We start from the raw sequence: 25357 nt of genomic DNA on the forward strand, positions 1-25357 counted from the left end.
GATTCGTTGCGGAACGCGGGTTTATTTCTCTGGCAGGTCGGGTTTCGTGCCCCGGAAGGCGTCGGCCTTCGCGCTGCCGGGCAGGCGCACGACCTGTCCGGTGCGGGCACTCTCGTACAGGGCGTCCATGATCACGTGGTCCTGCACGCCTTCCTCGCCGGGCGTCCAGGGCCCGCGGCCGCTGCGGATGCACCCCGCGAAGTGATCGAATTCCAGCGTGAACTGGTCGTACTCGGGGAAGGCCGGTTCGTGCGTGCCGTCCTCGCTGCTGATGCGGAGTTTCAGGCCGTCGTACGGGAAGGCGGGATCCATGGTCAGGCTGCCTTTCTCACCCATGACGCTCAGTGTGGTGGTCTTGTGCGCGGCGTAACTCGTCTGAATGGTGGCGCTCATACCACCGGGAAAGCCCAGCAGGGCGCTCATGGACGCCTCGACCTCCCGGAAGCGCGGGTCACTCTCGGGCTGGTGCTGCGTGGCGAACACCCACTCGGGTTCCTGCCCGGTGATGAAGCGCAGGGTATTCAGGCTGTAGATGCCCACGTCCGGCAGCGGCCCGCCGCCCGCCAGGTCGCGTTTCAGGCGCCACGCTTCCGGGTCGTCCTCGACCTGCGCGTGGATGGAGTGCAGTAGCCGCACCGGCCCCAGCGTGCCGCCCTGCACGGCGTCGCGCGCCGCCCAGTGTTCCGGGGTGTACTGGCAGCGATACGCGGTCATCAGGAGTACCCCGGCCTCGCGGCAGGCGTCCACGATGGCCTGGGCGTCCTCGGCGTTCACGCCCAGCGGTTTCTCGCACAGGACGTGTTTGCCCATGCGGGCGGCGCGGGTGGCGTACTCGCGGTGCAAGCTGTTCGGCAGCACGATGTACACGGCCTGCACGTCGTCGCGGTTCGCCAGTTCGTCGAACTGCTCGTAGGTGTAGGCGTCCCCCTCGCCCAGACCCAGCGCGCGCGCGAAGCCCTGCGCCTTGTCCGCCTCGCCGCTGACGAGCGCGGCCACGTAGGCGTGCTCGCTGGTGCGCGCGGCCGGAATGAGTTCCTGGGAGGTCAGCTTGCCGATCCCGACCAGAGCGAAACCTACCCGCTGGTCCTGCGCGTCGGGCACTTTGATCTGCGGTTTCATACGGACTCCGATTGAATGGTTTGCAAAAACCGTTCAATCCGAGCGGACGCGAGTGGGAGCAAAGAGGATTCCGGGCGTGGAGTTGGCAACCTGGTGCCCTGCCGGGTTGTTAACGAAACAGACGGAATCCGTATCAGAGGCATGCCCCACCGTACGGGCCCGCCCCCACGGTCGGGTGGGGGCGGGCCTTGCGGTGTCCTTACGGCTTCAGAAGAAGCGGCGTTTGCCGGATTTCCCGACGGCTTTCTGGGCGCGGGACAGCAGGGTATCGATGATGCGGTCGCGTTTGCGGGCGGTGGCGTAGCGGCCGCGCTGTTTCTGCCGGGCCTTCACGAGCAGTTCCAGGACGACGGGAGCGGCGGCCAGAACGAGGCCGAGTTTGCCTTTCGAGGAAGTCTTCACGCCACTCATTACGACAGATTGCAGAAGAAAGTTGCTGAGGAGGGACTCAGGTTCCTTTACCTCCGCTTGCGGGCAGCGGGCCGGGGTGTCCGGCGGATCGAAACGCTGCCCGTCCGGCCACCCGGAGGCGCTAGGCTGGGGCATGACTGCAATAGGTGACCGGGTGGAGGACCTCCGCACGCAGCTCGTGGCGTGGCGGCGGCACCTGCACATGAACCCCGAGGTGGGCTTCGAGGAGCACGAGACGGCCGCGTACATCGAGGCCGAACTGCGCAAGATGCCGGGCCTGAGTGTCTCGCGCCCCACCGCGACCAGCGTCCTGGCCGTCCTGAAGGGCGGGCAGCCGGGCCGCACCGTGCTGCTGCGCGCCGATATCGACGCGCTGCCGATTCATGAGGAGAACACCTTCGAGTTCGCTTCCAAGACCCCCGGCGTGATGCACGCCTGCGGGCACGACGGGCACACCGCGATCCTGCTGGGCGTGGCGGCGCTGCTTTCGCAGGACGCGGCGAACGTGCCGGGCGAGATCCGCATGATCTTCCAGCACGCCGAGGAGATCGGGCCGGGCGGCGCCGAGGAACTGGTCATGAACACCCCGCTGATGGACGGCGTGGACGTGGTCACGGGCCTGCACCTGAACAGCCAGCTGCCGGCCGGCGTGGTGGCCGTCAAGCCGGGGGCGTTCATGGCCGCGCCGGACATGCTGGAACTCACGATCCGTGGGCGCGGCGGGCACGGCGCGCACCCGGAGGAAGCTGTGGACCCGATCGCGGTGGGCGCGCAGGTCGTCACGAACCTTCAGCATGTGGTGAGCCGCATGGTGGCCGCGCAGGACGCGCTAGTGGTCAGCATCACGAAGTTCACGAGCGGCACCACGCACAACGTCATTCCCGACACGGCCGAACTGATGGGCACGGTACGCACCTTCGACCCGGCGCTGCGGGAGCGGGCGCCGCAACTGATCGAGCGGGTCATCAAGGGCGTGTGCGACGCGCACGGCGCGACCTACGAACTGCGGTACGAGTTCGGGTACCGCCCGCTGATCAACACGGACTGGGTGGCCGCGCAACTGAAAGACATCGCGCTGGACGTGGTGGGGGCGGACCTGTACCGGGACGCGAAACCCACCATGGGCGGCGAGGACTTCAGCGCGTACCTGGAAAAAGCGCCCGGCGCGTACTTCAACGTCGGCTCCGGCAGTGACGGGCAGGACAGCCGCTGGCCGCACCACCACCCGCGCTTCACGATCGACGAGGCCAGCCTGGAAACCGGGGTGCGGATGCTGCACGCCGCCGCGCTGCGCCTGACCGTCCCGGAGTGACCGTGCTGCCCGACGCGATAGCCAAGGAAATCATTGCCGACCACCAGCGCCGCCCGCGCCACACCGGGCCGCTGGACGGCATAGAGGGCGTCACGCTGGACAACCCGGGCTGCGGGGATCAGGTGACCGTCTGGGCGGACGTGAAAGGCGGGCGGATCGCGGCCCTGACCTTCACCGGGAAGGGCTGCGCGATCAGTCAGAGCAGCGCGAGCCTCATGACGGTTGCCCTGACCGGGAAGACCGTGGAGGAAGCCCGCGCGCTGGCCGCCCGCTACCGCGCGATGGTCATGGGCGAGGAGCCGGGCGACCCGCAGCTGGGCAATCTGGAACTGGGTGACCTGCTGGCCCTGTCAGGCGTCAGCCGCCTGCACGCGCGGCGCAAGTGCGCACTGCTGGCGTGGCGGGCGCTGGAGCAGACCCTTGAGGCTTCCACACTGGGCTAAGAGGATTCCGTCTGTTGCGTTAACAACCCGGAAATACGCCGGTTTGCCAACTCCACGCCCGGAATCCTCTTAGCTCCGCTCGGATTGAACGGTTTTGGCAAACCATTCAATCGGAGTCCGTATGACAATGGGCTGAGCCGCACCCCGCCCTTAGGGGTGAGCGCGGCCGGTGACCGGGGGCTGCGCCAGCTGGTCGGGGTGATCCAGTACCCGCACGAACACGTCGGTCAGGAACGGATCGAACTGCGTGCCGGCCCCGTCCAGAATGATGACGGTGGCCTGCTCGTGCGGCATGGCGGCCTTGTACGGGCGGGCGCTGGTCAGGGCGTCGTACACGTCGCACAGCGCGAAAATGCGGGCCAGCAGGGGAATCTGCTCGCCGGCCAGCCGGTCCGGGTACCCGGCGCCGTCCCAGCGTTCATGGTGGTGGCGGACCACCTGATGCGCCTGCGGGTGCAGGAACGGAATGCGGGCCACGAGCTGGGCGCCCAGCGGCGCGTGCTGCTCGACCACGACGCGCTCCTCGGGGCTCAGGCGGCCGGGTTTGAGCAGCACGGCGTCCGGGATGCACAGTTTGCCGATGTCGTGCAGGGCCGCGCCGTGCCGCAGGGCCGTGCGTTCCTCTTCCGGCAGGTTCAGCGCCTCGGCCATGCGCAGCGCGAGGTCCTGCACGCGCGCCGTGTGCCCCTGCGTCTCGAAGTCCCGCGCCTCGAGGGCGACGCCCAGGGTGTTCAGGGAGGCTTCCAGGGTGGCGCGCAGGTCGGTCAGGTGCGCGCTGCGTTCCATGACGCGCGTGCCGACACTGGCCAGCATGGACGCCAGCGCCTCGTCACTGGCCTGGAACGGCCAGTGCAGGGGCCGCAGCAGGCACAGCACGCCCAGCGGCTCCTGCTGGCGCGACAGCAGCGGCACGGCCATCAGCGCGCGGCGGGAATCGTCGAGGTGCGGCGGGCGGTACGCGGCGGGGGCGTCCATCAGGTCCGCCACGCGAATGATCTGCCCGCTCTGCACCGCCTGCCAGGACACGCCATGCCCGCGTTTCAGGTCCACCGGCAGGGCGTCCCAGTCGGCGTTGATCCCGGCGCGGGCGGCGCTGACCAGCATGTCGGTGGCGGGGTCGTAGCGCAGCAGGATGCTGTAACTGGTGCGCATCAGGTCGTGCGCCGTGTCGGTCAGGTGCGAGGCGATCTCCTCGTCGGTCAGGCTGCGGCTCAGGTCGCCGTGCAGCAGCGCCAGCTGATCGAGTTCCCGCCAACGTTCCTGAAGTTGTAGCAGCGCCGCGACCTGCTGCGCGAAGGTGGCGGCGTCCTCGATGACCTGCGGCGTGAACACCGAATCCGACGTGAACGAATCCAGGTTCAGGTGCGCGATCACCTCGCCGCCCAGCAGGACCGGCACGCAGAGGTTCACGCGCAGCCGCTCCCGCCGCCCCAGCCGCTCGAAGGTATGGCTGTGCCCCTCGGCCGCGCCGCCGTTCGCCGCCTGCCAGACCTGCTGAAGCTCCGCGCCGCGCACGGCCCGCGGCTGTCCCGCCAGCCACGCCTGCGCGCCCCGGCCGTACCAGTTCAGCTGCGACTGCTCGCTCAGGAACGTGCCGCGCAGTCCGTCCGGGTACCCGTCCACGGCGCACACCCGGAAGCGTTTGCCTTCGCGGATGTTCAGGCTGGCGGCCTCCACGCCCTCCACGTTGATCACGGCCAGTCGCAGCAGGTCCTGCCAGTCGGCGTCGGTCAGGGCGCGCCGTTCCGAGAGCAGCCGCATGGTGGTCCGCTGCGACTGCCACAGCGAGTACCGGGGGCGGATGTCCGGCGGCGATTCCGACGTCTGCGTGGCGGGGCGACCCTGCCGGAACAGACCCACCACCACGCGGTTGCGGCCGTTCGTCTTGGCGAGGTACAGCGCCTCGTCCGCGCGGTGCATCAGCTCACCGGACGACTCGTGCAGCAGCCGCGTGACCAGCCCGGCCGACAGGGTCAGGCCCGACCAGGGCAACTCGCCGGGTTCCGCCAGGCGGCCCTGAATCCGCTCGACCAGCGTGCGGGCCGGGGCCTCGCCGCCCACGTTCAGCAGCAGCGCGAACTCCTCGCCGCTCAGGCGGTACGCGGCGTCCGGGGAGACATCCTGCATGACCTGCCCGATGTACCGTAGCGCCCGGTCCCCGGCGGCCATCCCGTGCCGTTCATTCAGCGACCGGAACCCGTCCACGTCCAGCAGCACCAGTTGCGCGCCGGTCTCCAGCCGCGCCAGATCCTGATTGAAGCGGTGGCGGTTCCCCAAGCGGGTCAGGTCGTCGGTGTTCACCTGCCGCTGCAGTTCGGCCTGCGCGCGCAGCAGCCCCAGCCGGGTGTGCAGCAGCAACTGCACCAGCCAGGACGCCCCGGTATGCAGCGCCAGCATCAGCAGGTACGTGGGCAGCGCCGACAGGCCCGGCGGCAACGGAATGAAGAACAGCGGCAGCCCCACCCCCAGGTACGGCAGCGGCAGGTGCCACGGCCGGGGCTGGTACAGCGGCGCCCGCAGGTTCCGGCGCAACAGCGCCGACAGGCCCAGCACACTCAGGGTGTTCAGCAGGTTCACCACGCCGCCCACCTCGGATTCCAGCAGGCGCAACACCACCACCGGCAACGCCACCAGCGCCCCGCCGCCCAGCCCGTACCGCAGGGTCAGCATGGCGATCGGCACGTACCGCAGATCGATTTTCAGCGGCCCGAACGACTCGGTATTCAGGACCAGCAGCACCGACGCCACCGCCGCCACCGCCAGCCGCAACGCGTGATCCGACAGTCGGTCCCGCGCTGGCCACTCCCGGTAGGTCAGGCTGAACAGGAACGCGCAGGTCAGCAGCAGGCACAGATTCAGCAACACGGCACGTTCCCCCCACCTGCACAGTACCGGTCCCCGACTTACATCCTTCTTGCGGCCCGCACCACCGGGGCTTCATGAGACGCGGCCCAAACCCCACACAGCACAGACCGCGCCGGGACTTGACGTCAACCGGCGCGGTCAGGAGGAAGCGTGGCTCAGCGGGAGCGCAGGGTGGTCTGCACGGCGCTCATGAACTCCGCGCGGGTGCGCGGGTCGCTCTTGAACAGTCCGCGCATGGCGCTCGTACTGGTGCTGCTGTTCTGCTTCTGCACGCCACGCATCGCCATACACAGGTGCACGCCCTCCATGACGACCGCCACGCCCTTCGGGGCAAGCAGTTCCTGCACCGCGTCGGCCACCTGCGTCGTGATGCGCTCCTGCACCTGCAGGCGGCGGGAGTACAGGTCCACGATCCGCGCGAACTTACTCAGGCCCAGAATCTGCCCGTCCGGAATGTACGCAATGTGCGCCCGGCCGTAGAAAGGCAGCATATGGTGCTCGCACATGGAGTAGAACTCGATGTCCTTCACGATCACCATCTCGCTGCCATCGGCGGCGAACACGGCGTCACCCACGGCCTCGTGCAGCGTCTTCTGGTACCCGGCGGTCAGGAACCCCCAGGCTTTCGCCACGCGGTGCGGCGTTTTCAGCAGACCCTCGCGCTCCGGGTCCTCCCCGATGGCGCCCAGCCAGCTGTGGGTCAGGGCACTCAGGCCCGGCACTTCCTGCTTCTCATCAGCGGCGCTGATCACTGTTTCAATCGTCAAGGGGGTTGCTCCTTCTCACGCTCCCCGGTCCGGGGGCATGAACATGAATGCCGCGAGTGTAGGCCGTAGCCCCTCGCGGCAATTGTCAAAAAAGATTCAGGAACCCCCCACAGCCCTCCCGGACGTGAGGGAATCTCCAGCCGCCTCCCGGCTCAGGCGGGAACGGACCCGGAGGCCCTCCCGCCCGAAGTCCGGTTTACTTCCAGCTGACCTCGCCGTACGTCTGCTCGCGGGCCGGACCGGCCGAGAAGATCACCACGGGGCAGTTCACGGTCTCCTCGATCAGGTCCAGGTACGCCTGCGCCTCTTTGGCCAGGGTCGCGCGGCTGTCGGCGCCCTCGGTGGTCGCCCAGCCCTTCATGCGTTTCATGACCGGTTGACCGTCCGCGTCGTAGCCCACGCAGACCGGCACCTCGTCCAGACCCGCCAGGACGTCCATCTTGTTGATGACCAGCCCGTCCAGGCCGTTCACGTCCACCGCGTACTTCAGCAGGTGCAGGTCCAGCCAGCCCACCCGGCGCGGACGGCCGGTCGTCGTGCCGAACTCGTCCCAGGGTTTGCTGCCGTCGCCGCGCAGGCGCAGGATGCCCGCCTCGTCATGCACCTCGGTCAGGAACGGCCCATGCCCGACGCGGGTGTTGAAGGCCTTCGCCACGCCGTACACCTTGTGAATGGCCTTGTGGTTCACGCCCGCCCCCACCAGAATGCCGCCCACCGTGGGGTGGCTGCTGGTCACGAAGGGGTACGTGCCGTAGTTGAGGTCCAGCAGGGTCGCCTGCGCGCCCTCGAACAGCACGTTGCGGCCGTCACGGATCGCGGCGCGCAGCTGCTCGCCCGTATCCTGAATGAACGGTGCGAGCGCCTCGCGGGTCGGGGCGAGGGACTCCATCGCCACGTCCACGCTCGTCCAGCCCGCGTCGCGGGTGCTGTTCGGTTTGGCCTCCAACAGACGCTCGATCCGCTCGCGCAGCACGCCGTCATCCAGCAGATCACCAAAGCGGATGCCCACGCGGCGCGCCCGGTCCGCGTACGCCGGGCCGATCCCGCGCCCCGTGGTGCCCACGAAGTCCTTACGGCCATCCACGAACTTGTGGTGCGGCAGCACCAGATGCGCCCGGTCACTGATGCGCAGGTCCGGGTTCAGGCCACCCGCGATCAGGTTCCGGCGTTCCTCCATGAACTTGTCCGCGTCAATGACCATCCCGTCACCCAGCACGCTGACCGTCCCGTCATGCAGCACGCCGCTGGGCAGCAGATTCAACTTGAACGTCTGCCCCTTCGCCGTGACCGTATGCCCGGCGTTCGCGCCGCCCTGATACCGCACCACGAACTCGGCTTCCGGCGCCAGGAAATCCGTGATTTTCCCCTTGCCTTCATCGCCCCACTGAGCGCCAACAATCGCAATTCCAGGCATTCAAGCCCTCCACGCCACACGCACAGACTTGCTCCCCTTACCCACACCCCACCAGGAGGTCAGAGCAAAAAAAACACGGCGCGCAGCACCGTAACTCAGTGTAAACGAACCGCCCCGCCCGGACGCAGGACATGTTTACCAGAGGCGGACAGGTGCCGGGCAGGCGGCCCGCGCAACTACGCGCCCTCCCCCGTCAGTGTGAGGATCAGTCTTCTGGGGCCGCCGTGGTCGCGGTGTTCGCAGAGGTACACGCCCTGCCACGTGCCCAGCGCAAGGCGTCCGGACTGCACGGGCAGCGTGAGGCTGGGGCCCAGCAGGCTGGCCTTGATGTGCGCCGCCATGTCGTCCGGTCCCTCCAGGGTGTGCGCAAAGGGTTCCCAGCCGTCCGGGACGGCGTGATTGAAGTACGTTTCGAAGTCGTCCCTGACGTCCGGGCTGGCGTTCTCGTTCAGGGTGAGGCTGGCGCTGGTGTGCTGAATGAACACGTGCAGCAGCCCCGCGCGGGTGCGGGCCAGTTCCGGGACGGCCGCCGTGACCTCCCGCGTGATCAGGTGAAAGCCGCGCCGCCGCGCGGGCAGGGTCAGGGTGTGCTGGGCCCACATGGGGTTCAGGGTAGCGGGCCGGAGCCAGCAACGGGTGGGGCGACTCCTTTGCCGCTGTTTAACCGTCGGGGCGCACCGTGAGGCATGACGCCGACCACACCCACCCGCAAGCCCGTGAAAGGATTCGATGCCCGCCGCGCGACCGCCACGCTGCTGCTGCTGACGGGCAGCGTGTCGGCGGGCCTGACGACCTTCTGGCTGGGCGGCCGCGCGCAGCCGACAGCGGCGGCCAGCAGCAACACGAACGCCCAGTACACAGGCGATTCGTACGCAGGTGACTCGTACGCGAGTGATTCCTACACGGATGACGACTATGACGTCGCCACCCAGGACAGCAACGCGGGCGGCAGCACAAGTGATTGGGCGCAGGCCGCGCCTCAGGGCAGCACCTACGCCGCGCAGCCGCAGGCCCGCACGCGCGCGACCACGCGGGGCTCGTGATGACGGCCCCCCTCGACCCAGCTCCCCTCGACCCGGTCAGCCCGGACCTGACCCTGGCCGCGCTGGGCACCCAGGTACGCGCGCAGGGACGCGGGGCGTTCGCGGCGCTCCGTGAGGTCCGCCGTCTGGAGGCCGTCCTGACCCGCTTCCGGCCGTCACCGCTGACGGAACTGAATGCCAGGGGTGAACTGCGAGGCCCGCCCGAGGATCTTCGGCTGGCCGTGCAGCACGCCCTGGACGTGGCGCGGCGCACGCGCGGCCTGATCACGCCCGCCGTACTGGACGCCCTGGAAGCCGCCGGGTACACCGCCGCCCCCGGAGACACGCCTGCGCGTCCCGCCGCGCCCATCCCGGACCTGAGCGCGCTGGAGGGCGTGACCGTGCAGGACGACCTGATCCGCCTGCCGCGCGGCGTGCGCCTGGATCTGGGCGGCACGGCCAAGAGCTGGATTGCCGCGCGGGCCGCCCGGTTTCTGCGCGGCGACTCGCTGCTGGACGCCGGGGGTGACCTGCACCTGAACTTCACGCGGCCCGGCACGCTGGCCGTCCGCACGCCCCCGGACGCGCCTCCCGCCTTCCTGAACGTGGGCGCGGGCGTCAGCGGCGTGGCGACCAGCAGCGTGGTGGCGCGCGCCTGGGCGGGCGGGCACCACCTGATCGACCCGCGCACCGCCCGCCCCGCCGCCGCGCCCTGGACGCAGGTAACGGCCCTGACCGGCCGCGTGACTGTCGCGGAAACACTGACGAAACTCGCGCTGCTGGGCGCAGACGACCTGCTGCGCGACCTCGCCCCGGCTGGCACGCAGTTGCTGGCCTTCGATCACGCCGGTCACGCGCACCACTGGCAGGCCGGCCGCTGGACCCGGAGGGCCGCATGACCACGCACACCCCCATCCCCACCCCCCAGCGCCCCGCACCACCCCGCACGCCCACCCGGCGGCCCAACAGCGTCCTGGACGACGCCCACAACACCACCCTGACCGCCGGACTGCTGCTGATCTTCGGCCTCGCGTACCTCGCCTGCTGGCTGCACCTGGGGCCGCACACCCTGGCCTGGACCCTGAACCGCGCCACCGGCACCGTCGCGTACCTGCTGCTGGCCGCCACGACCGCCACGGGCGCCCTGCTGGGCAGCCGGTACTCGCCCGCGTGGCTGACCCGCGCGCAGCAGGCCGGGTGGCACGGCGTGACCAGTGGCTTCGCGCTGACCCTGGGCATGGTGCACGGCCTGCTCCTGACCGTGGACGCCACGTACCCGCAGTCGCTGCTGGCCGTCCTGATTCCCGGCGCGAGCAGCGTGCGGCCCCTGCCAGTCGCGCTGGGCACCCTGGGCGCGTACCTGCTGGCCCTGGTGATCGTCAGCACCCGCGCCCGCCGACACCTGAACCCCCGCGTGTGGAAGGCCCTGCACCTGAGCGCGTACCCCGCCTTCGCCCTGCTGACCGCGCACGGCGTCACCGCTGGCAGCGACCACCTGGGCGCGCTGTACGCCACGTCCGTCGCGGCTGTGGCGTTCACGTTCGGCCTGCGCCTGCTGGAAGAAACCAAGAAGCGCCGCCCACCCCGCTCCACCGGATGACAGGCCACCCGGTAGAGCAGACCGGTCAGGCTGCCAGAGCCGGGCATTCCTCACGCGCCGCAGGTAGCGTCTGGGGGATGCGCGCCCCGTCCTCCGTTCGCCTGACGCCCCCGCTCACGACCGTCGTGTTGACTGTAGGCATGACTGCCTCCGCTGCGCTGGCTGCCCCTCCGGCCTCACCTGCCGACCCGGCCCCCTCGGTCATCACGGTGCCCGTCACGGTTCCCCTGGCGGGCGTGCAGCGCGCCGCGAACGCCCGCGTCCCCCTGGAATTCGCACGACTGGACGAACAACGCTCCTACCTGGGCGGCCTGCTGCGCGTCAACCTGACCGGCACCGTCACGCGTGCCGGGCACGTGCAGGTGCACGCCCTGCCGGACGGCTCCGGCCTGCAGATCAGCGTCCCCATCCGCGCAGCCTTCCGCGCCGAACCGGGCGGCATCGGCTCATTCCTCGCGCGGGACTTCGGCGGCGAGGCGACCGTCACCCTGACCGTCATACCGACCATCACGCCCGACTGGGAAGCCGCTGTGACCATCAAAGGCAACCACGCCTGGACGGACCCCCTGAGCGTCGAACTGACCCAGGGCGTGCGCGTCAGCGTGCAATCCCTGGTCGACGCCCAGGTGCGCGCGCAACTGGACACCCTGGCCGCGCAGGTACAGACAGCCGTCCGTGAACAGGCCCGCCTGCGCCAGCGCGCCAGCACCCTCTGGACGAAAGCACAACACCCCTGGACACTCCCCACCCCCGACCCCGCCTACGCCCGCGCCACCCCCCTCACCCTCAGCGTCACCCCCTTCCAGTTCACGCCCGACGCCCTGAACGTCACGCTGGGCGCCCAACTCCGCCTGGACGCCGGACTCGGCCAGGCCCCCCCACAACCCACGCGGCCCCTCCCCCCCCTGCACCACACCAACACCCTGACCCCTACCGTTCACCTGCGAGTCCCCACCCACCTCCCCTACCCCGAACTGTCCGCCGCCGCCACCCGCGAAGCCGCCCGCCGTACCCTCACCCTCCCCGTCCCCACCTCACCCACCCTCAGGGTCACCCGCGTCACCCTCCGGCCCACCGGCACCGACCTGACCGCCACCATCAACCTCCAGATCACCGGCCCCCTCGGCCTCACACTCAACGCCACCACCGACGTCCGCGGCACCCCCACCCTCGACCCCGCCACCCAGACCCTCACGCTGAAGAACCCCACCGTCACCACCCGCCGCCAGGGCCTCACCGGGCGCGCCCTCGCCTGGCTGGCCGACACCCGCGCCCAGACGTACATCACCCAGGCCGCCCGCATCGACCTGAACCCCCACCTGAACACTGCCCTCACCACCCTGCAACGCCGCCTGCCCTTCACGCCCGCCCCCGGCATCACCCTCGCCGGACAGATCACCACCCTGCGCCTCACCAGCCTGAACGTCACGCCCGACGCGCTGATCATCACCACCGAAGCGACCGGGGCTCTCGGGGCTCACGTTCAGGTGGAATGAGGGGGGGATGGAAGGTGGGCGCCTGCGGCGGGCTTCCCCACCCCCCAGCCCCCATCCCCAGGGGGGACGGGGGAGCCAGCGTTGCACTGGGCAGGGATTTCGTGGGCTTGCGTGAAACGTAGTCGACGAGATCGATTCCTGCTCACACGCCATCCTTCGATTTCGCGGCGTTCGCCCCGCGCGCTGCGCGCACGACGGGCCGCGTTGCCACGACGATTGAGTAGCCGTGTGGCTTGGTGTGTGCGGGAAGGTTCTACTTTTTCGGCTTCAGCTGAAGCATGGTTTTCAAAATAGATCAGCAGCTGTCATCAGGTGGCCCTGCCACTGACCGCAGACTGCCACCGGCCGTCGTGCGCGCAGCGCGCGGGCCTTCCACCGGGCGCGACAGGATGGCGTCGAAGCCGGACACGCCACCGCTCAACACAAACCCGCCGCGTCAGTCGAATCTCTTGCCCAGTGCAACGCCTGCTCCCCCTGCCCCCCTGGGGTAGGGGGCTGGGGGGTGGGGAAGCACACGGAAAGCCCGCCACCCCCCAGCCCCCCGCACAGAACAGCAGCCTGTTAGCCTGGGTGCATGACTGATCACCCGAACTGGACGTCGTTGATCGAGGATGAGGTTCAGCCGTGGGAGACGCTGGAGTCCCGGCAGCTCGTGTCGGGGTTCCGCACAGTGTTCGAGGACCGCGTGCGGCTCCCGAATGGCGCGGAGACCACCTATCAGTACCGTCCGCGTGGGCCGCGTGCGGTGTTCGTGTTGCCCGTGACGGCGGCGGGTGAGGCGGTCCTGATCCGTCAGTACCGCTACCCTCTGCGCGCGACCGTCACCGAGGTCGTTGCGGGTGGCGTGGAGCGCGGCGAGGACCTGCTCGCGGCGGCGCGGCGGGAACTGCACGAGGAGGTTGGGGGTGTGGCGGCGGAGTGGGTGTCGCTGCCGGGCTTCTACCCGCAGCCGAGTATCAGTGGCGTGATCTTCTACCCGTTCCTGGCGCTGGGCGTCACGTTGGGTGACATGCATCACGAGGACACCGAGACCATCGAGCGGGTGGTGGTGCCTCTGGCGGAGGCGTACCGCCGCCTGGATGCCGGGGAGATCCTGGACGGGTCGAGCAGTCTGGCGATGTGGCATGCGCGGGCGGTGCTGGTGGGGCGGGGGCTGCTCTGAGCGTGGTGGGTTCGGATCTGCCGGCGCCGTTCGTGACTCTGGCAGGGCCGCACCGTTGGGATGCGGTGATCGAGAACAGTGAGTTCCTGGCGTTCGCGGATCGGGCGGATTCGCCGGAGGGGGCGCTGGCTCAGCTGGGGGTGTTGCGGGAGCGGTACCCGGACGCGACGCATCACTGCTGGGCGTACCGGATTGGGGGCGCTTACCGCTTTGGTGATGATGGCGAGCCGGGCGGCACGGCGGGCGGGCCGATCCTGCGGGCCATTGAGGGGCAGGGGGTGGATCACGTGATGGTGGTCGTGGTCCGTTTTTATGGTGGGGTGAAGCTGGGGACGGGCGGGCTGGCACGGGCGTATGGGGGCGGGGCGGCGGAGTGCCTGCGGACGGCGGCGCGGGTGACGGTGCGGGCGCGGCGGGCGCTGCGGGTGTCAGTGCCGTTCGAGTTTCTGGGGGGCCTGTATCACCTGCTGGGGTCGCTGGACGCGGTGCGCGGTGAGGAGGCGTACTCGGGGAGCGGGGTGTCGCTGCGCCTGGAGGTGTTCCCGGAGGATGTGGGTGGTGTGGTGGCGGGGTTGCGGGATGCGTCACGGGGGGCGGCGGAGGTTGTGGAGTTGCCGTGGGGTGATACAGACTCCGATTGAATGGTTTGCAAAAACCATTCAATCCGAGCGGACGCGAGTGGGAGCAAAGAGGATTCCGGGCGTGCAGTTGGCAACCCGGTGCCCTGCCGGGTTGTTAACGAAACAGACGGAATCCGCATGAGGAGTGACGACCTGACTGGCGGGCTGACTGGCGGGCTGACTGGCCGGGCGGTTGGGGTGCGGGGAACGCGCTAGCATGGGCGCTTGATGAGTCGGGGGGCGGGGACGTTGATCACGCTGGGGGACCTGCATCTGGGGTCGTTCCGGAAGGTGAAGTCGCTGCTGCTGCTGGTGTTCGTGTCGTTGGAGGGACCGGCGCCGCGCCGTCAGCTGGCGGCGCTCCTGTGGCCGCGTGCGGCGAAACCGGAGGTGAGCCTGCGGGTGGCGCTGCACGCGCTGCGGGAGTTCGATGCGGGCGCGCTGGGCGGCGAGGAGCGCCTGTCGGGGGGCGCGGCGTGCGACGCGGCGGCGCTGCTGACGCTCCGGGGTGAAGCGGTGTGGGAGGCGTACGCGGGGCCGTTCCTGCATGGCGTGAACCTGCCGGACGTGTCGGGGGAGTTCGAGGAGTGGGTGCTGGCGCAGCGGGAGCGACTGGCGCGGCACGTGCAGGATGAGGCGTTGCGGGTCGCGGAGGGCAGTGAGCCGGGGCGGGCGGCGGTGTGGGCGGAGCGGGCGCGGGGCGTGGCGGGCGCGCCGCCGATGGAGCCGGGCGTGCTGGCGCGCCTGCTGCCGCTGACGCTGCCGGGCAGCGCGCTGGAGGCGGAGGTGCGCTCGGAACTGGCGGAACTGACGGCCGGGGCACCCGCAGAGGCGCGCGGTTCAGGGAAGGCACCCGCTCACCGCATGCTGGGCCGCGAGGCGGAACTGGACGCGCTGCTGGCCTGGGCGGCCGCGCCGGGCGGGGGGGCGGCGGTGGTGGTCGGGCCGGGCGGGATCGGGAAGAGCACCCTGACGCGCGAGGTGCTGCGTGAACTGACGCGCCTGGAACGCCCGGTGACGCTCGTGAATGCCGAGGGCGCGCAGTCGGACGCGGACGTGGCGGTGCGCGTGGCGGCCGCGTGCGCGCCGGGCCGGCCGGTGCCCCAGGGCTTCGGGTTCCTGCGGGACGTGCTGGGCGCGGGGTCGGTGGTGCTGCTGGACGGCCTGGACGCCCTGGAGGACCTGCCGGGCCTGCTGCTGGCCCTGCGGCAGGAACTGCCGGACGTGCGGTGGGTGCTCACGAGTCGCCGCGCGCCGCGCGGCGGGCTGGACGGCGGGCTTGACGGGGGGGCGCTGCTGCTGCCCCTGGCGGGCCTGGGGCAACCGGCTCCGGAGGCGGACGTGACGCAGATTGCGGCGTCGGGCGCGGCGCAGCTGTTCGTGCGGGAGGCGGGGCGGGTCCGGCGGGACTTCACGCTGGGGGCCGGGAACGCCGCCCTGATCGCAGGCATCACGCGGCGTCTGGCGGGGCACCCGCTGGCGATTGCGCTGGCCGCGTCGTGGCTGCGCGTGGAGGACCTGGACGCCGTGTACGCCCGCGTGCTGCACGAGGCGGGCGCCCTGACGGCGGCGGGCGGCGACAGTGACGGGCGGCGGGGCCTGAACGTGGTCGCGCAGCGGTCCTGGGACCTGCTGCCTCCGGGCGCGCGGGCGGCGGCGCTGCGGCTGAGTGTCGCGCCGGACTTCGATCCGCTGCACGCGCCAGCGCTGGGCGTGACGCCCGACGAGCTGGACACGCTGCTGACGCACTCGTTCGCGGAGGCGTACCTGCCGGGTTCGGAGCGGCTGCGGCTGTACCCGGCGCTGGGGGGCCTGCTGGCCGGGCAGGGCGCGCAGCACCCGGACCTGATGATCGGGGCGCGGGAGGTGCACGCCGCGCATTACCTGGGGTGGTTCACGGCCCGGCCACCCGAGGACCCGGCCGTGGACGCCGAGCGGGAGAACATTCTGATCGCGTGCCGCGCTGCCCTGACGCTGGGCACGCTGGAAGCCGCGCACGCCGAGCACCTGCTGGCCCACCACGACCGCCGGGGCCTGCACGGGTCCGGCACCGAGACCTTCGCGGCACTGGCCGACGACGCCGAGGACGCCCAGGCGCCCGCACAGGTGCAGGCGGCGTTGCAGGTGGCGTGCATGTGGCTGGCCTTCGGCGCTGGGCGGCTGCTGGACGCGCAGACGCTGGCGGGTCAGTTCCTGGCCGGGCCGCTGGCGGCGGACGCAGCCAGCCGCATGAAGGTGCTGAACACGCTTTCTGTCGTGCGGGCTACGCAGGGACAGGTTCAGGTATCGGTGGACCTGCTGGGGCAGGCGCTGGCGCTGGCCGTGGAACTGGGCGACCGGACGCGGCAGCTGTACTACCGACTAAACCTGCTGACGCACCTGACCTTTCTGGGCAACGCGCCCGAGTTGCGCCTCCAACTGACGGCGCTGGAGGCGCAACTGCCGGACCTGCCCCCCATGCTGGCGTGGCAGGTCCGGCAGTCGGCGCTGGGCCTGCGCGTGTACCTACCCGCGACGGATGAGGAACGCGAGGCACTTCTGGTCGAGGCTGGGGCGCTGCTGGACGCTGGCCGGACCCTGAACGTTCAGTCCATGGAATTTTACGGGCATGAGTTCCGGACGCGGCTGGCGCTGCACCTGCGCCGCTGGCGGCAGGCCGAGGGCTGGCTGACCGAGTGGAGGGCGCACATCGCCGCCTCCGGGCAAGTGCCGGACGAGACCAGCCTGACCCTGATGGACACCGAACTGCACTACGCGCGGGGCCGCACGCCGCAGGCCCGGCGCAGCGCGCGGCTGGCACTGCGGGCCTCGGAACGCAGCGGGAATCCCTGGCAGGTGCTGGAACTGCTGCTACTGAGCGCCCGCGACCTGAGTGCCCGCGATCCGGACGGCCTGCGGCGCTGGCTGCTTCAGGCCGCGCAGGCACAGAACGTGCACAGCCAGCAGCGCACGCAGGCCGGTGCACTGCTGCTGGAACTGTTCGGGCCGCAGTCACAGGTCCCGGCGGATACCCTGGACTTCCCGGCGGTGCGCGGCTGGCTCACCGGACAACTGGGAGGAAACTGAAGTCAGGGCCCCAGCTGTGGGGGCGGCCACCTGACGTCCGGCTCACCGGTCCCGGACGGCGGATCCATACCCTGCTGCGCGGGTTCGAACATGGCGGGCTGGGCGTCGCTGGTGCCGCTGGCGTCCAGGCCCGGCACGTAGTACAGCGGCCAGCCCCGGTAGACCATCTGGTCCCAGGGGCGCTGCGGGTCACCGGTGCGGGACTGCGGCTTGATGTCGGCTTCCAGGGTGTCGGGCAGTTGTTCGGGCGTCAGGACGGGCATGGGCACGTACTGCGTCACGAAGTCCTGGTTGTACGGCGGCCACTGCGGCGCCAGGGGCACGTCGTAACGGCCCGCGTATGCCTGCCGCAGCGGGGCGTACACGTACAGCGCCAGGGGCTGCCCGGCCTTGTTGATGGCGTACAGGCGGCCGCCGAAGACGGTCAGGGTCAGGAAGTCCAGGGGTTGCTGGGCGGGTTGGGTCATGGGGCCTCCGGGTGGGTCGTGATGCCAGGGCAGTCTGGCAGGTATGAGAATCAGATGAAGATAAGTTTTACACGCGTCACGGCCCGTGCCCCCGCACGCCGGAGGGCGGGAGGGCGGGCTGACCGACCAGCATCAGCTCGAACAGGTCCGTGACCTCGCCCCCAGCAGCCAAGCCCGGCTGGTCGTGCATGAACAGGTACAGCGGCCACCCGCCGTACGTGCATTGATCCCAGGGGCGCAGGCCGTGCGGGTCGCGGGGTTGCGTGCCCAGGTGCGCAGCGTGCGGGCCGGTCACGCGCGCCAGCGTGGGCAGTGGCTGGTAGCGGTACAGGAACAGTTTCATGTGCTCGGGCCACTCGGCGGCGTAGGGCACGCGCTCGCCGCACAGCACGGCCGCCTGCAGGGGCGTGAACCGGTACAGCGGCAGCGGCCCGCGCGGGGTAGTCACCTGTAGCTGCTCGCCCCGCACGGTCAGGTCCAGCAGGTCCGTGCGCACCGGAAAGCGGGACAGTCGGCGGCTGCGCGCGGCACTCAGGGGCCGGGAGGCGAGGTACGGGGCGGTCACAGCAGCGCCCGGTGGTACCCACGGACGGCGCGGATCTGGTCGCGCGGGTCGGCGGGCACGGCGCTCTCGTTCGAGGTCCTGCCGTCTGAGGCGCGGGAGCAGTCTGCTCTGTGGGCCGCGCCGGGGCGTGGGGCGCGGCCGGCCTGCATCAGCCGCTCGAACTGGGCGGCCAGTCCGCCGCGCCGGTCGCGTTTCTGGCGGCCCAGTTGCGTGTCGGCGTGGGCCAGCAGGTCGTCCAGGGTCTCGCCGTGCTGCGGGGCGTGTGCCAGTCCGTACGAGAACGACCCGCTGGGAATGCCCAGCGCGCGCAGCGCGTCCCGGTAGCGGACCTGAAGGCCGCCCAGGTGCGTGTCGGTCAGGGGGTGCGGGGCGCAGATCACGAACTCGTCGCCGCCCAGGCGGTAGGCGTGCGCTCCCCCGGCGCTGGCCGCGCGGCCCAGCAGGTCGCCCAGGAGGCGCAGCACGCGGTCCCCGGCGGCGTGGCCCAGCAGGTCGTTCACCTGCCCCAGGCGGTCCACGTCCAGCAGGGCCAGCGTGGCGGTCGGGCAGGGGGGGCGCTGCCCGGCGTCCAGCATCATCGCGCGGCGGTCCAGCAGGCCGGTCAGGGGGTCCAGGTGGTAGGCGTGCACGTCCTCGATGATGGCCACGCGGTCCTGGCAGGGCAGGGTGCTCAGGGTCACGCGGCACACCCGGTACTCGCCGCTGCTGGCCTGCAGGTGGGTCAGGTGCACGCCGTCCGTCCAGTGGGGCAGCGGGACGCTCAGGGTGCCGGGCGCGAAGGCCCGCCCGAAGGCCGGGTTCTGACGGGCGCGCCCGCCGCACGTCGCGGCCCACTGCACGGCCGGAACAGGAAGATGCTGGAACAGGTCGTTGTCGAGGTTCATCAGGGTCAACTCCGGCAGTGGGCAGTGGGCGGCAGGCGGGGCGGGGGGAGCAGCGGGCGCAGGTGGCTCTTGCAGGTGGCTCTTATGGCCGTAGCTTGCCGGACGGGGCGTTAACGGGGCGTTATGCCGGGCCGGGGCAGCTGTCAGGGCGCGGGGGGCGGCCGGTGGGGCAGACTGGGCGCATGAGTTCGTTACCGTTCCGCATAGGCTTTGGAGAGGACGCGCACCGGCTGGAGGCCGGGCTGCCGCTGGTGCTGGGGGGCGTGCCCATCCCGCACGCGGAACTGGGAGCCGTGGCGCACAGCGACGGTGACGCCGTGCTGCACGCCGTGGCCGACGCGCTGCTGTCAGGGCTGGCGCTGGGGGACATCGGGCAGTACTTCCCGGACACGGCCGCCGAGTGGCGCGGCATGGACTCCCGCGTGATCGTGCAGCGGGCGCTGGAACTCGTGCGGGCGCGTGGGTACGTGCCGGGGAACGTGGCGGTCGTGGTGACCCTGGACCGCCCGAAGCTGGGGCCGCTGCGCGCCGACATCGCCCGGTCGGTCGCGGGCCTGCTGAACCTGCCGGAAAGCGAGGTGGGCGTCAGTTTCAAGACCTCCGAGGGGCTGGCGCCCGCGCACGTGCAGACCCGCGTGACCGCGCTGCTGATCCGCCCGGGCAGCGTCGCACCGTGAGTGACCTCTCCCCCACCGGTCCAGTCGCCGCCAGTCCAGCCGCCACCCATCCAGACCCGGCCGGTCAGACCGCTGCGGCCCCGCTGCTGCACGTCGTGCTGTTCGAACCCGAGAAGGCCGGGAACGTCGGGAACGTCGCGCGGACCTGCTCGGTGCTGGGCGCGGACCTGCACCTGATCCGCCCGTTCGGCTTTCACCTGCACGACCGTGAATTCCGCCGCGCCGTCATGGATTACCTTCAGGGCGTCACGCTGCACGAGCACGCCAGCTGGACCGCCTTTCAGGACACGCTGGGCGCGCAGGCGCGGGTGTGGGCGTTCAGCACGCACGCCACCGAACTGCACACCCGCGCGGGCTTTGCGCGGGGTGATTACCTGCTATTCGGCCCGGAATCACGGGGCTTGCCCGCGTGGCTGCGCGACGCCCTGCCGAAACTGAAACTCCCGCAGCCCGGCGGGGGCCGCAGCCTGAACCTGAGCGTCGCGGCGGGCGTCGCGGCCTTCGAGGCCGGACGGCAGATCGAGGGCTGGTAAGTCGGCCGGAGGGTCCGCAACCGGCGCGTATCGCTCCACAGGCCGACCCCCGCCCCCCCCAGCCCCACCCGCCGCCTGAACGCAGTTCAGATACGTCTTCGCGCCGCGCCGCGCTGGCCCGCCCGCCTACACTGAACGGGTATGCCCCGGCCCCGCCCCGCCGCCCCGCCGCAGCAGATTCACCGGCTGCGGGAACAGCAGTACGCCGCGCACCTGTCGCTGTCGTTGCTGTCGGCCGCCGTGCACGCGGGGCTACTGTGGCTGTCGCTGGCCGGGGACCGGCAGGGCGTGGCGTCCCTGACCGGGGCGGTGCTGCTCAGTGTGTTCATGGTCGCCACCGTGCTGTCCCGGCGGGTGCCGCTGCGGGTCCTGACCGGCGGGGTCGCGTACGCGCTGCCGCTGTGGCTGACGGTGCAGGTGATCGCGGTCGGCATGGAGGGGCGCGGCATTCCGCCCGTGTTCTTCCTGTCGCTGGGCGTGGTGGGGCTGCTGTCGCTGGCGTGGCTGCCGCTGAATCAGGCGGCGGCGCTGCTGCTGCCCCTGACGGGGTTCATGCTGGCCGCCACGCTGCTGTTCAACCCGCAGGACCTGTCCCTGATGATCTACGCGGCGTTCCTGGTGGCGCTGATGGTCCTGATGGCCCAGCACGGGCAACTGGTCAGCACGGAACGCGCCCGGAATCTCAGCGTGCAGCACGCCGCGCAACTCGACCCGCTGACCGGCACCCTGAACCGGCAGGCCGCCTGGGACACCCTGGAAACCGCCACGCGCTCTCCCCTGAACGCCGCGCGGGTCGCGGTGATCCTGGCCGACATCGACCACTTCGGGCGGATCAACGACCTGCTGCGCCACCGCGCGGCCGATCAGGTGCTGCGCGAGGTCGCCACGCTGCTGGTCAGCATGACCGACCGGAACGTCAGCGTGACCCGCTGGAACGGCGATCAGTTCCTGCTGATCCTGCCGGACGTCAGCGTGGCCGCCGCGCACGACGTGGCCGACCGGATCGTGCGGACCGCCCGCAACCTGAACCTGCCGGACCTGAACGGCGTACCGGTCAGCGTGGGCCTGGCCTTCGCCGCCGAGACCGAGGACCTCGACGCGCTGATCGACCTCGCCGTGCAGCGCCTGCACCGCGCTCAGGAGGGCGGCGGGAACCGCTGGGCCTGACATGCCACCTCGCGCCGCCAGTCCGCCCAGCCGGACGCCCCGCCCGGCACGCCCGGTAGAGTGGCGGGCATGACTTCCCACAACCAGTCCAGCGCCAGTGACGCTCCAGCCAGCGAGTTCAGCGCGAATCTCGCGCGGTACGCCGAACTGCTCGTCCGCACGGGCGTGAACCTCCCGGCGGGCGGAAAGGTCCGGATCGCCGCGCCCGTCGAGGCAGCCGAGCTCGTGCGCCTGACTGCCCGCGCCGCTTACCGCGCCGGGGCCAGCGACGTGCGCGTGCAGTACCTCGACCCGCACCTGGACCTCGCGCTGTTCGAGGACGGCACCGACGACGCCGTGGCCTTCATGCCCGCGTGGCAGGCGCAGGAACGCGAGGCGATGATCGAGGATGGGTACGCGTCCATCGGGATCATCGGGGAGGACCCGTCGCTGCTCTCGGGCGTGAACCCCGCGCGGGTCGCGGCGCGCAGCAAACTCACGGCGCAGGTCCTGCGGCAGGTCAGCGAGGCGACCGGCAGTTTCCGCGTGAACTGGACGGTCGCGGCCATGGCCACCCCCGCGTGGGCGGCGCGGGTGTACCCGGACCTGCCGCAGCAGGAGGCCGTGGCGCGCCTGTGGGCCGACATCTTCGCCGTCACGCGCGCCGACCAGCCGGACCCGGTGGCCGCCTGGGACGCGCACCTGACCCGCCTGGAACGCCTGACCACCTACCTGACCGCCCGGCAGTACGCCGCCGTGCACCTGCGCAGCGACCTCGGCACGGACCTGACCGTGGGCCTCGCCGAGAACCACGTGTGGCAGGGCGGCGCGGAAACTGCCCGGAACGGCGTGCGCGGCGTCCCGAACCTGCCGACCGACGAGGTGTTCACCGCGCCGCACCGGGAGCGCGTGAACGGCTGGGCGGTCGCCAGCAAACCGCTCAGCGCGCGCGGGCAGCTGATCGAGGGCATCCGCGTGCGCTTCGAGAACGGCCGCGCCGCCGAAGTGAGCGCCACGCGCGGCGAGGACACCCTGCGCCAGCTGATCGGCACTGACGAGGGAGCCGCGCACCTGGGCGAGGTGGCCCTGGTTCCCGCCAGCGCGCCCGTCGCGCAGACCGGCACGCTGTTCCTGAACACCCTGTTCGACGAGAACGCCGCCTCGCACATCGCGCTGGGCCGCTGCTACCCCACCAACGTGCAGGGCGGCACCGACGAGGCCACCCTGAAGGCCGCCGGGGGGAACGACAGCCTCATCCACGTGGACTGGATGATCGGCACGCCCGCCACCGACGTGGACGGCATCACGAAGGACGGCACCCGCGAACCCCTGATGCGCGCCGGGGAATGGGTCGTGCAGGGGTGACAGTTGATGGCTGATGGTTGACGGCACACGCTCTCCATCACCCTTCGTCCATCAACCATGAAAAGCCCCCCGGGCCGGAGGTGCACCGGGGGGCTGTGGTCCTGACGCTTCAGGCAGAAGCGGAATTCAGGTGAACGTGAGGGTGGGGATTACAGCGCGAGAATCTTGCTGAAGTCGCCGCTGAGGCCGTCCGGGTAGAAGCCACCCTTGACGGCGTCCACGGCCAGGAACACGATGTTCCCCACCTGACGGGGCGTGCGGCTGTACGCGATGCCGTTCGAGTCGGCCAGCACGATGTTCGCCGCGCCGTTCTCCAGGATGCCCTGGTCCACGTCGGTCGCGCCGTCCACGCTGTCGCGCAGGTTGCTGATGGCCTGCACCACGTCACTGACCTTCAGGGCGGGCGTGACCTGCGTGTCGCGCTGCTGGTACAGGAGGGTGCGGATCATGCCCGCGTGGTACGCCTCGACAGCCAGGATGCCCGCCGCGTTCTCCAGGTTCCCGCCGGCGCTCGTGTCGCTCAGCAGGCGCGCGGCGCCCTTGTACGCACTGACGCCCACGTCCTCGAAGATGAACGCGCCGTGCAGGAAGAACAGGTCGTTCGCGAACGGGTTGAAGCCCGTGATCGCCCCGCCCGACGCGGCGCTGCCGGCGGCCAGGAAGGCCGGGCCCAGGTCCAGGGTCGGCTGCGCCACGGCGCCGAAGCCCAGCACCTTGCGGATGATGCGCACGTGGTTCAGCTCGTCGGTCGCCACCTCGTTCGCGTAGGCGCGCACGTCGGCCGACTGGAACTTCACGCCGTCGCCGTTCTTACCGGTGAAGCCGGCGGGCAGGATGACCTTGCTGCTGTTGCCGCCCACGCTATCCAGTTCTTCCAGGCGACCCACGGCCGCGAGGTAGAACGCCGCTTCCAGGTACTCGAGGTTCAGCGCGAAGTTGAAGATCGTGGCGTCCAGGTTGGGTTTGGCTTCGCCCATACCCATGGCGGGCGCGCAGCTGGCCAGGGCGGTCGTGACGCCGACAGCTCCGGCAGCTCCGAGGAATTTACGGCGGTTCAGGGGGTTGCTCATGGTAGACCTCCAGTGAAAGAAAGCGGGATGGGGCAGGCGGGGAAGGCACACAGGGCCGGCGGGGCGAACCCCACATCAACAATCACCTTCTGCGCTTCTGACCAGCCATATGCCGCCCACCCCGGATCGGATCACCCGCCCGCGCAACCGTGAAGCCCACATGAAGAACCACACCCAGAGGACCAGATCACAGGCAGCCCCAGAAGACGGAAAAAGGGTGGCAGGCCCCCCGAAGGTCACCTGCCACCCACTTCCTGTACTGAACCGGGTCTTACTTGACCAGACCCAGCTTACGGACCTCGTCGCGCTCCTCGCTCAGTTCCTGCGCGGTGGCGTCCATCTTGCCGCGGCTGAAGTCACTGACGGGGAGGCCCTGCACGATCTCGTACTTGCCGCCGCTGCACTTCACGGGGAAGCCGTAGATCAGGCCCTCGGGAATGCCGTAACTGCCGTCGCTGGGGATGCCCATGCTGACCCACTCGCCCTCGGGCGTGCCGAGCGCCCAGTCGCGCATGTGGTCGATCGCGGCGCTCGCGGCCGAGGCGGCGCTGCTCAGGCCGCGCGCCTCGATGATCGCCGCGCCCCGCTTGGCGACCGTCGAGATGTACGAGTTCTCGTACCAGTCGCGGTCCACCTGATCCAGCGCGGGCTGGCCGTCCACCGTCGTCTGGCTCAGATCCGGGTACTGGGTCGACGAGTGGTTGCCCCAGATGGTCAGGTTCTTGATGCTGCTCACGGGCTTCCCGGTCTTCTCAGCCAGCTGGCTGATCGCGCGGTTATGGTCCAGACGCACCATCGCCGTGAACTGCCCGGCATTCAGGTCCGGCGCGTTCTGCTGGGCGATCAGCGCGTTCGTGTTCGCGGGGTTCCCCACCACGAGCACCTTCACGTCACGGCTCGCCACGGCGTTCAGCGCCTCACCCTGCGGCTTGAAGATCCCGCCGTTCGCGCCCAGCAGGTCCCCGCGCTCCATCCCGGCCTTACGCGGCATGGCGCCCACCAGCAGCGCGTAATCCACGTCCTTGAACGCCACCATCGGATCATCACTCGTCACGATGTCCGCCAGCAGCGGGAACGCGCAGTCACGCAGTTCCATGACCACACCGTTCAGCGCCTTCAGCGCAGGCGTGATCTCCAGCAGTTGCAGAATGACCGGCTGATCCTTGCCGAGCATGTCGCCCGACGCGATGCGGAAAAGAAGGCTGTAGCCGATCTGGCCGGCGGCGCCGGTCACGGCCACACGGACGGGTTGTTTGGTCGTCATGGGTATCCCTCCTGAGGATGGTTTTACGGCTCACGATAACGCGCGGTGAGCTGAAAGGGGGCGAGTTCCCCGGGCGGGAACAGGGCTGG

Annotated in this window: 24 protein-coding genes; 13 read left to right on the forward strand and 11 right to left on the reverse strand. The window is 70.5% G+C overall.

The window, feature by feature from the left end; translation table 11 throughout:
* Nucleotides 1–21: 21 nt before the first annotated feature.
* Both M8445_RS02675 and M8445_RS02680 read right to left on the reverse strand, forming a co-directional pair.
* Entirely contained in the window at nucleotides 22–1119 is a 1098-nt protein-coding gene (locus M8445_RS02675) for a Gfo/Idh/MocA family protein (RefSeq protein ID WP_273989459.1), read from the reverse strand.
* Between the two features lie 207 nt (nucleotides 1120–1326).
* Complete coding sequence (locus M8445_RS02680) at nucleotides 1327–1521, reverse strand: hypothetical protein (protein WP_273989460.1); 195 nt, start codon at nucleotides 1519–1521, stop codon at nucleotides 1327–1329.
* Nucleotides 1522–1663: 142 nt separating this feature from the next.
* Here M8445_RS02680 and M8445_RS02685 point away from each other — a divergent pair, with 142 nt between their 5' ends.
* The gene (locus M8445_RS02685) at nucleotides 1664–2842 is read left to right on the forward strand and encodes a M20 family metallopeptidase (protein WP_273989461.1); all 1179 of its coding nucleotides are present in this window, start codon (nucleotides 1664–1666) and stop codon (nucleotides 2840–2842) included.
* Between the two features lie 2 nt (nucleotides 2843–2844).
* Nucleotides 2845–3285, forward strand: coding sequence for a Fe-S cluster assembly sulfur transfer protein SufU (gene sufU, locus M8445_RS02690; protein ID WP_273989463.1), 441 nt, complete (start codon nucleotides 2845–2847; stop codon nucleotides 3283–3285).
* Between the two features lie 150 nt (nucleotides 3286–3435).
* Here the strand turns inward: sufU and M8445_RS02695 are convergent, their stop codons facing one another.
* The 4 genes from M8445_RS02695 to M8445_RS02710 all read right to left on the reverse strand — a co-directional run bounded on the left by M8445_RS02695 (nucleotide 3436) and on the right by M8445_RS02710 (nucleotide 8933).
* The gene (locus M8445_RS02695) at nucleotides 3436–6150 is read right to left on the reverse strand and encodes a sensor domain-containing diguanylate cyclase/phosphohydrolase (RefSeq protein ID WP_273989465.1); all 2715 of its coding nucleotides are present in this window, start codon (nucleotides 6148–6150) and stop codon (nucleotides 3436–3438) included.
* 155 nt (nucleotides 6151–6305) lie between these two features.
* Nucleotides 6306–6917, reverse strand: coding sequence for a GTP cyclohydrolase I FolE (gene folE, locus M8445_RS02700; RefSeq protein WP_099748226.1), 612 nt, complete (start codon nucleotides 6915–6917; stop codon nucleotides 6306–6308).
* Between the two features lie 196 nt (nucleotides 6918–7113).
* Nucleotides 7114–8331, reverse strand: a complete 1218-nt coding sequence (locus M8445_RS02705) for an adenylosuccinate synthase (RefSeq protein WP_273989466.1) — start codon at nucleotides 8329–8331, stop codon at nucleotides 7114–7116.
* A gap of 176 nt (nucleotides 8332–8507) precedes the next feature.
* Entirely contained in the window at nucleotides 8508–8933 is a 426-nt protein-coding gene (locus tag M8445_RS02710) for a secondary thiamine-phosphate synthase enzyme YjbQ (RefSeq protein WP_273989468.1), read from the reverse strand.
* An 84-nt stretch (nucleotides 8934–9017) separates the two neighbouring features.
* Here M8445_RS02710 and M8445_RS02715 point away from each other — a divergent pair, with 84 nt between their 5' ends.
* The 7 genes from M8445_RS02715 (at nucleotide 9018) to M8445_RS02745 (ending at nucleotide 17297) form a co-directional block, all read left to right on the forward strand.
* Entirely contained in the window at nucleotides 9018–9374 is a 357-nt protein-coding gene (locus M8445_RS02715; protein WP_273989470.1) for a hypothetical protein, read from the forward strand.
* On the forward strand, nucleotides 9374–10252 hold the full coding sequence (locus M8445_RS02720; protein WP_273989482.1) for an FAD:protein FMN transferase: 879 nt from the start codon (nucleotides 9374–9376) through the stop codon (nucleotides 10250–10252). Before M8445_RS02715 ends, M8445_RS02720 begins: the two co-directional genes overlap by 1 nt.
* Nucleotides 10249–10953: a ferric reductase-like transmembrane domain-containing protein gene (locus M8445_RS02725; protein WP_273989483.1), complete on the forward strand. Its 705-nt coding sequence runs from the start codon at nucleotides 10249–10251 to the stop codon at nucleotides 10951–10953. The genes M8445_RS02720 and M8445_RS02725 overlap by 4 nt, the downstream gene beginning before the upstream one ends.
* 140 nt (nucleotides 10954–11093) lie before the next feature.
* The gene (locus tag M8445_RS02730; protein ID WP_273989485.1) at nucleotides 11094–12449 is read left to right on the forward strand and encodes a DUF4403 family protein; all 1356 of its coding nucleotides are present in this window, start codon (nucleotides 11094–11096) and stop codon (nucleotides 12447–12449) included.
* 574 nt (nucleotides 12450–13023) lie between these two features.
* Nucleotides 13024–13611: an NUDIX domain-containing protein gene (locus tag M8445_RS02735; protein WP_273989488.1), complete on the forward strand. Its 588-nt coding sequence runs from the start codon at nucleotides 13024–13026 to the stop codon at nucleotides 13609–13611.
* Between the two features lie 2 nt (nucleotides 13612–13613).
* Nucleotides 13614–14252 (forward strand): IMPACT family protein, encoded by a 639-nt coding sequence (locus M8445_RS02740; protein ID WP_273989489.1) that lies wholly within the window; start codon nucleotides 13614–13616, stop codon nucleotides 14250–14252.
* A 207-nt stretch (nucleotides 14253–14459) separates the two neighbouring features.
* Complete coding sequence (locus M8445_RS02745) at nucleotides 14460–17297, forward strand: hypothetical protein (protein WP_273989491.1); 2838 nt, start codon at nucleotides 14460–14462, stop codon at nucleotides 17295–17297.
* A 2-nt stretch (nucleotides 17298–17299) separates the two neighbouring features.
* Here M8445_RS02745 and M8445_RS02750 read toward each other — a convergent pair whose 3' ends face one another.
* The 3 genes from M8445_RS02750 to M8445_RS02760 all read right to left on the reverse strand — a co-directional run bounded on the left by M8445_RS02750 (nucleotide 17300) and on the right by M8445_RS02760 (nucleotide 19213).
* Nucleotides 17300–17764, reverse strand: coding sequence for a hypothetical protein (locus M8445_RS02750; protein WP_273989492.1), 465 nt, complete (start codon nucleotides 17762–17764; stop codon nucleotides 17300–17302).
* 76 nt (nucleotides 17765–17840) lie between these two features.
* Nucleotides 17841–18329 carry a COG4315 family predicted lipoprotein gene (locus M8445_RS02755; protein WP_273989494.1) on the reverse strand — a complete coding sequence of 163 codons (489 nt, stop codon included), beginning with the start codon at nucleotides 18327–18329 and terminating at the stop codon, nucleotides 17841–17843.
* Nucleotides 18326–19213 (reverse strand): GGDEF domain-containing protein, encoded by an 888-nt coding sequence (locus M8445_RS02760; protein ID WP_273989496.1) that lies wholly within the window; start codon nucleotides 19211–19213, stop codon nucleotides 18326–18328. Before M8445_RS02760 ends, M8445_RS02755 begins: the two co-directional genes overlap by 4 nt.
* A 182-nt stretch (nucleotides 19214–19395) precedes the next feature.
* On the opposite strand from M8445_RS02760, the gene ispF reads away from it, so the two are divergent.
* From ispF to M8445_RS02780, 4 genes are all read left to right on the forward strand, one after another.
* Nucleotides 19396–19890 (forward strand): 2-C-methyl-D-erythritol 2,4-cyclodiphosphate synthase, encoded by a 495-nt coding sequence (ispF, locus tag M8445_RS02765; protein ID WP_273989497.1) that lies wholly within the window; start codon nucleotides 19396–19398, stop codon nucleotides 19888–19890.
* 86 nt (nucleotides 19891–19976) lie between these two features.
* Entirely contained in the window at nucleotides 19977–20423 is a 447-nt protein-coding gene (locus M8445_RS02770; RefSeq protein WP_273990815.1) for a tRNA (cytidine(34)-2'-O)-methyltransferase, read from the forward strand.
* Between the two features lie 141 nt (nucleotides 20424–20564).
* A complete protein-coding gene (locus tag M8445_RS02775) occupies nucleotides 20565–21590 on the forward strand; it encodes a GGDEF domain-containing protein (protein ID WP_273989499.1) in 1026 nt (341 codons plus the stop codon).
* Nucleotides 21591–21659: 69 nt separating this feature from the next.
* Nucleotides 21660–22934 carry an aminopeptidase gene (locus M8445_RS02780; protein ID WP_273989500.1) on the forward strand — a complete coding sequence of 425 codons (1275 nt, stop codon included), beginning with the start codon at nucleotides 21660–21662 and terminating at the stop codon, nucleotides 22932–22934.
* Between the two features lie 149 nt (nucleotides 22935–23083).
* On the opposite strand, the gene M8445_RS02785 is transcribed toward M8445_RS02780, so the two are convergent.
* Complete coding sequence (locus M8445_RS02785; protein WP_273989501.1) at nucleotides 23084–24004, reverse strand: ferritin-like domain-containing protein; 921 nt, start codon at nucleotides 24002–24004, stop codon at nucleotides 23084–23086.
* Between the two features lie 271 nt (nucleotides 24005–24275).
* Nucleotides 24276–25268, reverse strand: coding sequence for a malate dehydrogenase (locus tag M8445_RS02790; RefSeq protein WP_273989503.1), 993 nt, complete (start codon nucleotides 25266–25268; stop codon nucleotides 24276–24278).
* Between the last annotated feature and the right edge of the window lie 89 nt (nucleotides 25269–25357).

The organism is Deinococcus aquaticus (genome assembly GCF_028622095.1).
Lineage (GTDB): Bacteria > Deinococcota > Deinococci > Deinococcales > Deinococcaceae > Deinococcus > Deinococcus aquaticus.